A 13,407-nucleotide genomic window follows, 5' to 3' on the forward strand; every position below is an offset into this window, starting at 1 on the left:
TGACGCTGCGGGCTGGATGTCGGCTAAGGGTCGCCTTATCAGGCGGCCCCAAAAATCTAGATTTCAATGGCTTCAGCGATAGCCAATGCATCTTCAATTTCGACGCCGAGATACCGAACCGTGCTATCCATCTTGGTATGACCAAGCATTAGCTGTACAGCCCTGAGATTTCCAGTCTTCTTGTAGATCTGAGTAACCTTGGTGCGGCGCATCGAATGGGTGCCATAGGCCGTCGCTTCAAGGCCGATCGAAGTGACCCAGTCGCGGATGATCTGCGCGTACTGACGCGTCGAAATGTGCAGGCGCTCATGGAACCGGCCTGGCCACAGGTGTTCTGAGTCGACCATCAGTTCATCCTCCATCCATTTCTCGATTGAGGCACGTGTGCCCTCGGAAATCTCAAAGCGCACGGGTTTTTGCGTCTTGCTCTGCAGTACCGAGGCTCGTTCCTTGATTTGGCCGGACGCCATGGCGTCGACGACCTTCATCTTGACTAGGTCACACCCGCGAAGCTTGCTGTCGATTGCCATGTTGAACAACGCGAGGTCGCGATGGTTCTCGGCCAGTTCCAGTCGCACTCTGATTGCCCAGACATGCTTCGGTTTCAAGGGTCGTTTTTTAGCCTACAATGCGACCTTTTTTCCAGGCGGGACGAAGCGCGCGAATGGCAGGTAAATTCGGTGTTTCCATGACTAATCCTCCGATCCGCCATGCCCTCCCAATCGACAACCCGACGTTGACCCACGCAGCATATCACAAGATGCTGCGTCGTATCCGAGGTCCGGTCTAGAGCCCAAACTACTTTATGCTGCTGCTTGCACGAATGTCCGGTTTCTCAAGTCGTTGCCGAAAAAAGCCACCAAAACCAAAGGTAGTTTTTTGCCAAGGGTGAGAGGGGCACAGGCACTCTTCATTGGTTTGACGTAACGTTTCGGGTTGACTTGAACTGTGTTCATGAACATAGTTCAAATCAATAGAGTGGAGTTTGCAATGGAACAATTACGCATAGCGGTCGAAAACGGTATCATTTCCGAAGCGCAACGCAAAGCCATTGAAAAGCTGGATGCGCAGCAATCCGGCCTACGCCTATCGATAGTGCATTTGCTTTGGCTCTGCGGGGTAAGTTTGATCGTTTTTGCCCTGACTTTGTTGGCTGCAGAGATTTCGCAAGGCGATATGGAGCGTCTGACTTGGGTGTGCCTGGTATACAGCGGGGGACTTTTTGCTTTGGACAGGGTGGTACAGCCTCGCTTTGGTCTACGCCTTTTGTCATCACTATTGGTCACAGGAATGGGGGTTACCTTGGCCTTCGCCGTCGCGGCTTATTTACATGCCAATTGGGGGCTAAACGGGCCAGGGCAAGCATGGAACAGTCTGGAAGGTGCGCCGATCATTTTACAGACGATATACTTACCGCTTTTCCCGATTCTGGTAGTCTCGGCAATCCTGATCGGGTCCCGCAGTTTTCTGCCTGCGTGGCTTGGGGTTTTGTGCGTACTTGGTATGTACATCACCGACATTTTCTATGGCCAACAGCTTGACCATCTGTACGCTGATTATTCACTGTGGTTGTTCGCGACAGTCATTTGCTGCGCGCTTGGCTGGTGGCTTGACCTCAATGCGCGTCGGAACCACGGCTTTTGGGTGAACAAAGCAGGGCTTTTTGCATTTCTCGTATTTACGTTGGTGTTCAGTTTTTCTTTTCCGAGATCCACGCCGCATCTGTGGTTATTGCTGCCCACCGGCCTGATGATGATGCTCTTCTCTGTGTATATTCGCCGCCCTGGAGGCGTGTCAGGTGGCATGCTAGCGCTCGCTATCTACCTTGGTGACTGGTTTCAGGCTTGGGACAACCTTTATGTCGCCGCTGGGATCATCGCGCTTTGTGGGCTGGCCGCGATCTATGCTGGGGTGCGGGCGCATCTGATAGAAGAGCGCCTTGATATCCTACTGCCGAAAGCGCTAATGCGATTACGGCCGGAGGCTCGGCATGATCCCGTGACGTTCGGATTTTGACCAAAGAGAGGGCTACTTGCCGCGACTGCTGACTTAATTCGGAATGGGCACCTCCCTGCAACGGCGCGATTAAACCGAAGCTGCAGGGTCAGACCAGTCATGTGTGCAATGGGTTCTCACCGAACGGAGTGATTGTCGCAGTTAGGAAGCGTGCAAAGCGGACCTTGAAGAACAAACAACAAACGGTAGGTTTCGTACGCTTATGTGAGTTCGGAAGCACCTAAACATTGCACTTGCAGCGAATGTCCGGAAAGCGGTCATGCGACAGCAGCATCTTGGCACTTAATGATTGGCAGCTCTGGGCCGTGGGCGGTAGAAGAATTGCAAATCATCTAACGGACCTGACTTGGCTCACTTGACGCTCACAGAGGTATGAAATAGACCCAGAATCTGTTGAGCGGGCGTTGTGTAATGGTAAGACCTCAGCCTTCCAAGCTGATGATGCGGGTTCGATTCCCGCCGCCCGCTCCAACTTTCTAGACCCACTGAAAGAGCTGTTTTTTGCGCCGCACAGCATCTCTTTGAACCGGCCCGTTAGTCATGCGTTGCGGGTAGTAATTGCCCCTCACAAAGTCATAATTGAGCAGCCTGAATGGACGCTCCCGCTCGCCTCCTACACGCATACCGGGAAGTCTGCCGCGGCATTTCGGCCCCGATCGGGCGTTTAGGCTTCCGGAGCCTTGACCCTTTGCACGCCTACGGCCATGAAATAGCCCGACGAAAGAGGAATTGATATGGCTCGCGGTACTCCCCCGGCCCCTGCGGCACCGGGGCAAAAAGAAGAACGCGCCAAGTCGCGCAAAATCGGTGCGCTTGCGGCTCTGGTGCCGTTTCTGTGGCCGTACAGGCGGCTCATGTTCGCGGCCATCGCCGCCTTGGTCACAACGGCGCTCATCTCATTGACACTCCCTTTGGCGGTGCGTCGTGTCGTCGACAATTTCGACACGGCGAATTCGCACATTCTTGACCAGTATTTCGGGGCCGCCCTGGGCATTGCGGGGCTTTTGGCCATCGGGACCGGTCTGCGCTATGCCTTGGTCACACGCTTGGGCGAAAGAGTTGTCGCCGATATCCGCAAGGCTGTTTTCGACCGCGTCATCACCATGAGCCCCGCGTTTTACGAAAAGGTCATGACCGGCGAAGTGTTGAGCCGGATCACCACAGATACGACACTGCTTTTGTCGGTCATTGGTTCATCGGTCTCCATCGCGCTGCGCAACCTGCTGATCTTTATTGGCGGCCTCGTGCTGATGCTGCTGACCTCGGCAAAACTGACCGGGCTTGTGCTGCTGATTGTGCCCGCCGTGGTGGTGCCGATCCTTGTGCTGGGGCGCCGACTGCGGGTTCTGAGCCGGGAAAACCAGGACTGGATCGCGGCGTCTTCGGGCAATGCCTCGGAAGCGCTGAGTGCTGTGCAAACCGTGCAGGCATTCACCTATGAGACGGCCAGCCGGTCGAAGTTCTCCGAATTTACCGAACTCTCTTACGATTCCGCGCGCCGCCGGATCTGGACCCGCGCCCTGATGACAGTCATCGTGATTTTCCTTGTCTTTGCAGGCATCGTGGGCGTGCTGTGGATTGGCGCGCGGGACGTGCGGGCAGGTGACATGACGCAAGGCGCGTTGGTGCAATTTGTCATCTACGCGGTCATGGTGGCCGGGGGTGTTGCGGCGCTGTCAGAGATCTGGGGCGAGTTGCAACGGGCAGCCGGGGCGACCGAACGTCTGGTGGAACTTTTGCAGACCCAAGATAGTGTGCAGGACTCGCAAACGGGTCTGGCGCTGCCGCAACCCGTGACCGGTCGGATCGCCTTTGAAAATGTGACCTTTGCCTATCCGTCACGGCCCAAGATCAATGCGCTGGATGACGTCAGCCTGAACATCGAGCCCGGCGAAACGGTGGCATTTGTCGGACCCTCGGGAGCGGGCAAGACAACCATCATCCAGATGATCCTGCGCTTTTACGACCCCTCTGCGGGGAAAATCACATTGGACGGTATGGACCTGAGCCAGCTGCAGCGGGACGCCTTCCGCAAATCCATCGCGCTGGTGCCGCAGGACCCTGTGATCTTTGCGGCCTCGGCCCGGGACAACATCCGCTTTGGCCGTCCCGACGCCACGGATGCGGAGATTGAGAATGCCGCTAAAGCCGCCGCAGCGCATGATTTCATTGCGGCCCTGCCGGATGGCTATGACGCTTATCTCGGAGAACGCGGCGTGATGCTGTCGGGCGGGCAGAAGCAACGGATCGCCATTGCGCGGGCCATTTTGCGCGATGCGCCCGTCTTGCTGCTGGATGAAGCGACCAGCGCCTTGGACGCGGAAAGCGAACGCGCCGTACAAACCGCAGTCGACACCCTGAGCCGGGGGCGCACGACGCTCATCGTTGCGCATCGGTTGGCCACGGTTAAGAAAGCGGACCGGATTGTCGTGATGGATCAGGGCAGGGTGGTCGCCAGCGGACCACATGATGAGCTTGTCGCGGAAGACGGGCTTTATGCGCGTCTGGCCCGGCTGCAGTTTACCGATGGCATGGCTGCAGAGTAGCAGCGCAGATTGACACGCCCTTCGCAGGCCGACACATTGGTTTTGTGCCCCAGCGTCACGGCGTGTGACGCAGCGTTCCGGATGCTGTGGCGATTATCGCGGAGCTTGCACTAAATTGCATTAGGCCCCATCTTCTTTGCCACAGATAAATCGCTCGAAAACGGGCGTTTGGGAGGAAAATGAATGACCTTTGCCGGGATCGAAGATCGCGATGCGATCGAGGCTGCAATGCCATGGGTGGATCGTCCACTGCCAAAAACGCTCTATGCGTTGCTCAGCGAAACCGCAGGCAAATTTCCCAACCATAACGCGGTCAGTTACCAGATATTCTCAGGCCCCGGGGACAAGGCGGAAACGCTGACCTGGACGGATCTCAAAGAGCAGGTGACGCAGGCGGCAAACCTGTTCCGCTCCCTGGGCATCGGCGAAAACGATGTGGTCGCCTACATCATGCCAAATGCCAATGAAACGGTTCTGGCGCTTCTCGGCGGGGCGGTGGCGGGTATTGTGAACCCGATCAACCCACTGCTGGATGCGGAACAAATCGGCTCCATCCTGCGCGAAACCAACGCCAAGGTTGTGGTCACCCTGCGCCCGTTTCCCAAAACTGATGTGGCGGATAAGACCGCCGAAGCCGTGGCGCTGGCGCCCAGCGTCAAGACGGTGCTGGAGGTTGACCTTCTGCGCTATCTGACCCCGCCAAAATCCTGGATCGTGCCGCTGGTCCGCCCGAAGCGCACGGTTCAGAACCACGCGAAATACATGAACTTCAACGCGGAACTGGCCAAGCAACCCAAAGTGCTGAGCTTTGAGGACGGCACCGAGGACCGGGTCGCCTGTTATTTCCACACCGGCGGCACCACCGGCATGCCGAAAGTGGCGCAACATCGCTATTCCGGATTGATCTACAATGGCTGGATTGGCACCGAGCTGCTGTTTTCCGAGGAAGACAACATCATCTGTCCGCTGCCACTCTTTCATGTTTTTGCCTGCCACGTGATCCTAATGGCGGCGGTCACCTCCGGGGCGCATGTGATATTCCCGACGCCACAGGGCTATCGCGGCGAAGGGGTCATGGATAATTTCTGGAAGCTGGTGGAGCGCTGGAAGATCACCTTTATCATCACCGTGCCGACGGCGATCTCGGCCAAGATGCAACGCCCGATCAACGCGGATGTCAGCACGGTCAAAACCGCGTTTTCCGGCTCCGCGCCGCTGCCGCTTGAGCTGTTTCGTCGGTTCGAACAGGCGACAGGCGTGAAATTGGTCGAAGGCTATGGGCTGACGGAAGCAACCTGCCTGGTGTCCTGCAATCCGGTGGATGGGGAGAAGAAAGTGGGTAGCATCGGCATCCCCTTTCCCTATTGCACCGTCAAGATCTTCAAGGCGACCAACAGTGGGCCGATCGAGGCCGATGTCGACGAAATCGGAGAGATTTGCGTCTCCAATCCAGGTGTTTTTGTCGACCATACCTACACGGAGGCGGATAAGAACAAGGACCTTTACTACGGCGATCACCTGCGCACCGGCGATCTGGGCCGGGTCGATCCCGATGGGTATTTGTGGATCACCGGGCGCGCCAAGGACCTGATCATTCGCGGGGGACACAATATTGACCCGGCGGAGATCGAGGAAGCGCTGCTGCACCACGAGGCCGTGGCCTTCGCCGGGGCCATCGGGCAGCCTGATGCGCATTCCGGTGAAGTGCCTTGCGCCTTTGTCGAGTTGGTGGAGGGGGCAAGCGTTTCCGAAGAGGAGCTGCTGGCCTTCTGCAAGGAGCATGTGCACGAACGTGCCGCACAACCGAAGCACATGACGATCATGCCGGAATTGCCAAAGACGGCTGTGGGTAAAATCTTCAAACCGGAGCTGCGCAAGATGGCGATTACCCGTATCTACAATGCCGCGCTGGAAAAGGATGGCGTTGCCGCCCGTGTGGTGATGGTTGTGGATGACAAGAAGCGCGGCCTTGTCGCGCAGATTGAACCCAATGGCGCCGGCACGGATGCGATTGCCCATGCGTTGAGCGCTTTTGTCCGGCCTTGGGAATTGGCCAGCAGCGTGGTTGCCGCCGAGTAATCAGCTCAGGAAAACGGGCGCTTTCATCGTTTGCGCGATGGGCGCCCCAAGCCGCGACAGGATTGTCGGGGCCAGTTGCAACTGGTCGATCACATCGTCTTTTTGGGGCCCGTCTGCGGGGCCGAAGTAGTAAAGGGCGGCTTCCTGTTGCAGGGGATCGCGCCCGCCGTGGTGGCCGCGCGCGTCCTGACCATGATCTGCCGTCACAATTACCTCATACCCGGCATCGCGCCACCGGATGATGAAGGGGGCCAGCATTTCATCCATCACGAAACAGGCGTGATCCATTTCCTGACAATCATGGAAAAACCGATGGCCCATGCTGTCGAGGGTACAGGTGTGCGACATCCCGTAGTTGAGGTGAAACCGCTCGCAAAGCCCCGTGAGGGTCGCAAAGAGATCCGCATCCGAAGGTGTCATCTGATTGGTCTGACCATAACCGCTCATGGTATGAAAACGGCCGTGGTTGATGGTCTTGCTGTCGGGTTCGTCATATTCGATGTCGCGCACCAGATCGAAGGGCGCGCGGTTGAAAAACTCCGACCAGAAGGAATGTGCCACGGCACCCGTGATGCCGCCCACCGCGCGGATCTGGGAAAAGACGTCCGGCTGCTTCAGACGGAACACATTGGCGTTGCCGGTGCAGCCGTGCGCCGCCGGGGTGACGCCGGTGTGGATCGATGCGTAGCAACTGGCAGAGATCGACGGCAGCACGGAGCGGATTTTCCAGACCCGGGCATCGCCGCTGTCGACCCAGCCCTCGAGATTCCCGAACAGACGCCGCCAATTGCGCCAGGGCACCCCGTCGAGGATGATCAACAGCAGTTTGGGTTCCATACCTGATGCTCCTTTTCTCGCAGGTATCTGACGGAAAGAAACGCACATGCACAACTGCGAAATCGACGTAGGCCGGCTTTTCTGCGACGGCCTGGGCCCGCGGTCGCGAGGCAGCTGAATGAGGGTCGCAATTGGTTTTCAGGGGTATGGTTTGACCGCTCCGCCGGTTGCAGTCTCACGATCCGTTGACAAAAACGTGACAAAGGCCGGGAGTGAAAGCCTTTGCCGGTTCCAGCAGGCCAAAGCTAGGGTGCGTTTGAGATAGGCACTGGAGCACGTGATGAGCAAACCCCGCAAGACCAAGTCCCGCAAGTCCAAGGCCGCCGCCGCGACGCCTGAGCCGACGCGCCGCGACGTGTTCAAGCTCGCCCGGAATGGTGCGATTGCCGCGGCCGCGGTCGCAGGTGGGGGGTATTTCGCGGTTGGGTCGTTTCGTGCCTATGCCGCCGAGCACGACCTGACCCGTTTGGGGCAGGGCAAGCCGGTGGTGGTGCAGGTGCATGATCCGCAATGCCCGACCTGCACGGCGCTGCAAAAGCAGGCGCGCAAGGCGCTCAAGGAGTTTGGCGAATGTGATTTGGTGTATTTGATCGCGGATATCACCACGCCCGAAGGTCGCGCCTTCGCTGTGCAGCACGGGGTCGGTAACGTGACCCTGTTGCTCTTTGATGGCGCGGGCGGATTGCACCAGACCGTGCAAGGGCTGCACAACAGCGATCAGCTCGATGCGATATTCAAGGCACACCATGGGGCTGTGCGCCAAGACGCCTAAACACCGAAGGATTATCGGCGCAAGCCTGACTGTCTGGCCCCCGTCGCGGCTCAGGATCAGTTCCCCGCGCTTTCCATCTTGCGGTTGGCAATCACCTCTTCCAGCCAGCCCAGTTTCATCTCCGGTACCGAGCTGAGCAACAGGTCGGTGTAATCGTCAAAGGGCGGCGAGAGTACCTGGGATTTCGGACCGTAGCGCACGACTTCCCCTTGGAACATCACGGCGATGCTGTCGGCAATGGCGCGCACCGTCGCGAGGTCATGGGTGATGAAGAGATAAGCCACATCTTCGATCTTCTGCAGGTTCAGCAGCAGTTTGAGGATGCCGTCAGCCACGAGTGGATCAAGCGCTGAGGTCACCTCGTCGCAGATGATGAGCTTGGGCTTAGCGGCAAGTGCGCGGGCGATGCAGACACGTTGTTTCTGCCCGCCTGAAAGCTCCGCTGGATAGCGGTCCTGAAACCCGTCGCCAAGCTCGATCTCGTCCAGCAGCTCCTGAATGCGCTTCTGCTTCTCCGCGCCTTTGAGGCCGAAATAGAATTCCAAGGGCCGTCCGATGATGGTGCCGACGGTCTGCCGCGGGTTCATCGCCGTATCCGCCATCTGGTAGATCATCTGCAATTCACGCAGGTCTTCCAACGGGCGCGTCGGTAGATCCGGCGTGAGTTCCCGACCGTCAAAGGTGATCTTGCCCGACGAGGGCGGCAGCAAACCGGTGATCACCCGCGCCAGCGTCGATTTGCCGGACCCGGATTCACCGACCACCGCCAGCGTCTGACCGGGGTGTAGCTCCACATTGATGTTCTTGAGCACGTCGAAATTCGTGCCTTTATAACGCGCGGTAATGCCTTCGACCCTCAGCACGGGCGTCTCGGTTGGCTGCTTCTCCTCATGCTGGATCGAGCGGACGGACACCAATGCCTTGGTGTAGTCCTCCTTGGGGTGGTTGATGATCTGATCGGTGGTGCCGTATTCCACCGTGGCGCCCTGTTGCAGCACCATGATGTGGTCGCTTACCTGCGCCACAACCGCGAGGTCGTGGGTGATGTAGAGCGCCGCCACACCGGTATCGCGGATCGCTTCCTTGATCGCGGCCAGCACGTCAATCTGGGTGGTGACATCCAGTGCCGTGGTGGGCTCGTCAAAAACCACAAGATCAGGCTGCGGACACAGCGCCAGCGCGGTCATACAGCGCTGCAACTGACCCCCGGAGACCTGATGCGGATAGCGGCTACCGATGTTTTCCGGATCGGGCAGGCCCAATTTGCGGAAAAGCTCCACCGCGCGTTCTTCGGCCTCTTTCTTGGAGAACTTGTTCTGGAAAATCGCGGCTTCGGTCACCTGTTCCATGATCTGCTTGGCCGGGTTGAACGATGCAGCCGCAGATTGCGACACATAGGTCACCTCGGCCCCGCGCAAACGGCGCACATCGCGCAGGCCGGACGACAGGATGTCTCGCCCGTTAACCTCAACCGTGCCGCCGGTGATTTCCACTCCGCCCCGGCCATAGGCCATAGAGGCCAGACCGATGGTGGATTTGCCGGCACCGGATTCGCCGATCAACCCCAGCACCTTACCCGGTGCCAGATCGAAATCGACCCCGTGCACGATTTCAATCTCACGGGACTTTTCGCCGGGCGGATAGATTGTGGCGCCGATCTTCAGGCCGCGGACCTTAAGCAAGGGCTCGGTCATCCACGACCTCCTTTCAGCGAGGTGGTTCGGTTCAGAACCCAATCTGCCACGAGGTTGATCGAGATACACAGGATCGCGATGGCATAGGCCGGATAGAGTGCTGCGGAGATGCCGTAATTGATCCCTTCCTTGTTCTCCTTCACGATCCCGCCCCAATCGGCCTGCGGTGGCTGCACGCCAAGGCCCAGGAACGACAGGGTGGAGACAAAGAGCACCATGAAGATGAACCGCAGCCCCATTTCCGCCACCAGCGGCGAGAGCGCATTGGGCAGGGTTTCGCGGAAGATGATCCAGCCGATTTTCTCGCCCCGCAGACGCGCGGCCTCGACATAATCCATCACAGTGATGTCCACCGCGACCGCGCGGGCCAGCCGGTAGACGCGGGTGCTGTCCAGCAGCCCCATCAGGATAATCAGGATTGGGATCGTGGTGGGCATGACCGACAAGACCACCAGCGCAAAGATCAGCGAGGGGATCGACATGATCAGATCGACAAAGCGGCTGATCACCTGATCTACCCAGCCTCCGGACACGGCAGCGAAAAAGCCAAGCACCGAACCTGTGACAAAGCTGAGGATGGTGGCCGCCGTGGCGATGAAGATCGTCGTTTGTCCGCCATAGATCATCCGGCTGAGCAGGTCGCGGCCAATGCTGTCGGTCCCCAGCAGAAACTTGTCGGAAGGCGCTTCCCAAACATCGCCGACCACCTCGGCCATGCCGTAGGGGGCGATGAGCGGTGCAATAATCGCCATGACAAAGAAAAGCCCGGTAAAAAACAGGCCGATGAGGGCGGAAATCGGTATCCTCATTTTGGATGCCTCAGTCTTGGATTGGCGAGGATCGACACGATGTCAGCGATCAGGTTCAGCCCGATGTAAACGGCGGCGAAAATCAGGCCGCAGGCCTGTACCACCGGCACGTCGCGTTTGGACACATGGTCGACCAGATATTGCCCCATGCCGGGGTAGGCAAAGACCACCTCGACCACCACAACGCCCACCACCAGATAGGCGAGGTTCAGCATCACCACGTTCACGATGGGAGCGATGGCGTTCGGGAAGGCGTGTTTGCGGATGATCTTGAGCATGCCGAGGCCCTTGAGTTCCGCCGTCTCGATATAGGCCGATTGCATGACATTCAGGATCGCGGCCCGTGTCATGCGCATCATATGGGCCAGCACCACCAGCGTCAGCACCATCACCGGGATGGCGATTGCGTTGAGTTTCTGACCCAATGTCATGCTGTCGTTGATGATGGCAACGGAGGAGAACATGCCCCACTTGATCGACACCCAGTAGATCAGAACATAGCCGATCATGAATTCCGGGATTGAGATTGTTGTCAGCGTGACGCCAGAGATGATCTTGTCCGGCCAGCGGTCTTTGTAGCGTACGGCCAACAGGCCCAGGAAAATCGCCAGCGGCACCGCGATGACCGCGGCCCAGAAGGCGAGGAAAAGCGTGTTGGAAAGTCGGCTGCTGAGGCTTTCGGCGATGTCGCGGCCATTGGTGAGCGCGGTGCCGAGGTCGCCCTGCAGGATGCCACCAAGCCAGCTGAAATACCGGGTGACGGCGGGCTCGTTCAGGCCCAGTTCACGGCGCAGGTTTTCCAGCGCTTCCGGGGTGGCGGCTTGTCCGAGGATTTGTTGGGCCACATCTCCAGGCAGGATGGACGTCCCTGCAAAGATCAGGATTGAGGCGGCGAAAAGCAACAGGAGGCCCAACGCGAGGCGTTGGGCAACCAGTTTTACGATGGGATGCATCTGCAGACCGCCTTATGCGTCAGTCAGCCAGCACTTGATTGGGGCCTTGTTGTTCATCAACGGGCCGTTGGGGTCGTCATAGTAGCCGCCCACGTTATTGCCGATGGCACCGACAAAATCGTTGAACATCGGCAGGATCAGGCCGCCTTCGTCACGCAGCATCCGGCCCATCTTGGAATAGATATCCTTGCGCTTGGCCTCATCGATTTCTGCACGTGCGGCCAACAGCATCTCATCGAATTCCGGCACTTTGAAACGGGTGTCGTTCCAGTCGGCTGTGGACAGATAGGCGGTGGAGTACATCTGATCCTGCACCGGACGGCCACCCCAGTAGGAGGCACAGAAGGGCTGCACATTCCAGACCTCGGACCAATAGCCATCATTTGGCTCACGCTTGATTTCCAGTGGAATACCAGCAGCTTGCGCCGATTGCTGGAAGAGCGCTGCGGCATCAACCGCGCCCGGGAAGGCACCATCCGCTGTGCGCAGGATGATCGGTGAGCCATCGTGGCCGGATTTCTTATAGTGCTCCGCTGCTTTCTCCAGTGAAAACTCACGCTGCGGGATGGTGTCGTCAAAGAGCGGATAGGATCCGTTGATTGGCATGTCGTTCCCGATGGAGCCATAGCCCCGCAGGATCTTGTCGACCATTTCCTCGCGGTTGATCGCGTATTTCAGCGCCAGACGCAGCTCATTGTTGTCAAAGGGTGCGGTGTCCACATGCATGATGAACACGTAGTGTCCACGGCCCGCGACGGATTTCACCGTCAGATTTGGCGCACGATCCAGCAGACCGGCAACCTTGGGGTCAACCCGGTTGATCATGTGCACTTGGCCGGATTGCAGGGCAGCGGTCCGAGCGGTGGCGTCGTTCAACACCAGTTGTTCGGAGAATTCTGCGTGGCCGCGGTTTTCGGAATCCCAGTAGTCGTCGCGGCGCTTGAAGCCGTGGCGCACGCCGGGCTCATCGAATTCGATGGTGTAGGGGCCCGTGCCGATGCCCGCACCGGGGTTGTCCATGCCGCCGCCGGGCTGGATCATCAGGTGGTAGTCGGCCATCAGATAGGGCAGGTCGGCGTTGCCGGTGGACAGCTCGACGACAAAATTGTCGCCGTCCACGGCCATATTCTCGATCCCACGCATGATCCCCAGAGCACCGGACTGGCTGTCTTCGTTAGAGTGGCGCTGCATGGTCATCAGCACGTCGTCCGGCGTCATGTCCTTGCCGTTGGAAAAGGGGATGCCCTTGCGGATCTTGAAGACCCATTTCTTGGCGTCAGCGGTGCCTTCGACGCTTTCCGCCATGCGCATCTCAAGGCTACCGTCCGCACCCACATCCACCAGCGTCTCACCCCAATGGCGCAGGTTGTAGAGCGGTACTTCGGAGGCCGTCAGCGCGGGGTCTTGCGTGTTCGTGCTTTCACCCCCCGAGGCGCCGATCTTGATCGTGCCGCCCTTGACCGGGCCTTCTGCCTTGGCGGCGGTCGCCAGCATCGAGTTCGCGACGGCTGCCGTCACGCCCAGGGCCGCGGCACGTCCGACAAATTCGCGGCGTGTCATCAGGCCCTTTGTCACGCGTTCGGACAGATGTTTGAGTTGATCGTTCATTGGTTTCTCCCAGTTGGATGGTGCGTCTCTTGCGCATTCTTATCAGTGATGCGGGCAGGCTTGCGCATTTCGGGGCCTGTCGCAAGGGCTTTT

General features: G+C 58.6%; 10 protein-coding genes, 1 tRNA gene and 1 pseudogene. 5 read left to right on the forward strand and 7 right to left on the reverse strand.

What is annotated here, in order from left to right; all coding sequences use genetic code 11:
- Positions 1–56 precede the first annotated feature (56 nt).
- Together Q1A63_RS11175 and Q1A63_RS11180 are read right to left on the reverse strand one after the other, a co-directional pair.
- Positions 57–690: pseudogene (locus Q1A63_RS11175) on the reverse strand (tyrosine-type recombinase/integrase).
- Positions 691–803: 113 nt separating this feature from the next.
- Entirely contained in the window at positions 804–956 is a 153-nt protein-coding gene (locus tag Q1A63_RS11180) for a hypothetical protein (RefSeq protein ID WP_298971737.1), read from the reverse strand.
- Here Q1A63_RS11180 and Q1A63_RS11185 point away from each other — a divergent pair.
- From Q1A63_RS11185 to Q1A63_RS11200, 4 genes are all read left to right on the forward strand, one after another.
- Entirely contained in the window at positions 955–2,016 is a 1,062-nt protein-coding gene (locus Q1A63_RS11185; protein WP_298971739.1) for a hypothetical protein, read from the forward strand. The two genes, Q1A63_RS11180 and Q1A63_RS11185, sit on opposite strands and share 2 nt — an antisense overlap.
- A 397-nt stretch (positions 2,017–2,413) precedes the next feature.
- Positions 2,414–2,487, forward strand: a tRNA-Gly gene (locus tag Q1A63_RS11190).
- Between the two features lie 263 nt (positions 2,488–2,750).
- On the forward strand, positions 2,751–4,562 hold the full coding sequence (locus Q1A63_RS11195; protein WP_298971870.1) for an ABC transporter transmembrane domain-containing protein: 1,812 nt from the start codon (positions 2,751–2,753) through the stop codon (positions 4,560–4,562).
- A 183-nt stretch (positions 4,563–4,745) separates the two neighbouring features.
- Positions 4,746–6,641, forward strand: coding sequence for an acyl-CoA synthetase (locus Q1A63_RS11200; RefSeq protein ID WP_298971873.1), 1,896 nt, complete (start codon positions 4,746–4,748; stop codon positions 6,639–6,641).
- Here the strand turns inward: Q1A63_RS11200 and Q1A63_RS11205 are convergent, their stop codons facing one another.
- Entirely contained in the window at positions 6,642–7,478 is an 837-nt protein-coding gene (locus Q1A63_RS11205; protein WP_299631600.1) for an alkaline phosphatase family protein, read from the reverse strand.
- 280 nt (positions 7,479–7,758) lie between these two features.
- Between Q1A63_RS11205 and Q1A63_RS11210 the strand changes: the two genes are divergently transcribed.
- Positions 7,759–8,250, forward strand: a complete 492-nt coding sequence (locus tag Q1A63_RS11210) for a thioredoxin family protein (RefSeq protein WP_298971878.1) — start codon at positions 7,759–7,761, stop codon at positions 8,248–8,250.
- Positions 8,251–8,306: 56 nt separating this feature from the next.
- Here Q1A63_RS11210 and Q1A63_RS11215 read toward each other — a convergent pair whose 3' ends face one another.
- From Q1A63_RS11215 to Q1A63_RS11230, 4 genes are read right to left on the reverse strand one after another with little or no spacing between them, the layout of a single operon-like run.
- Positions 8,307–9,944 carry an ABC transporter ATP-binding protein gene (locus tag Q1A63_RS11215; RefSeq protein WP_299406567.1) on the reverse strand — a complete coding sequence of 546 codons (1,638 nt, stop codon included), beginning with the start codon at positions 9,942–9,944 and terminating at the stop codon, positions 8,307–8,309.
- On the reverse strand, positions 9,941–10,753 hold the full coding sequence (locus Q1A63_RS11220) for an ABC transporter permease (RefSeq protein WP_298971882.1): 813 nt from the start codon (positions 10,751–10,753) through the stop codon (positions 9,941–9,943). Before Q1A63_RS11220 ends, Q1A63_RS11215 begins: the two co-directional genes overlap by 4 nt.
- Positions 10,750–11,706 (reverse strand): ABC transporter permease, encoded by a 957-nt coding sequence (locus Q1A63_RS11225; RefSeq protein WP_298971884.1) that lies wholly within the window; start codon positions 11,704–11,706, stop codon positions 10,750–10,752. The genes Q1A63_RS11220 and Q1A63_RS11225 overlap by 4 nt, the downstream gene beginning before the upstream one ends.
- A 12-nt stretch (positions 11,707–11,718) precedes the next feature.
- Positions 11,719–13,314, reverse strand: coding sequence for an ABC transporter substrate-binding protein (locus tag Q1A63_RS11230; RefSeq protein WP_298971886.1), 1,596 nt, complete (start codon positions 13,312–13,314; stop codon positions 11,719–11,721).
- Positions 13,315–13,407: the final 93 nt, after the last annotated feature.

The sequence above is a fragment of the uncultured Roseobacter sp. genome (assembly GCF_947499265.1).
Taxonomy (GTDB): domain Bacteria; phylum Pseudomonadota; class Alphaproteobacteria; order Rhodobacterales; family Rhodobacteraceae; genus Roseobacter.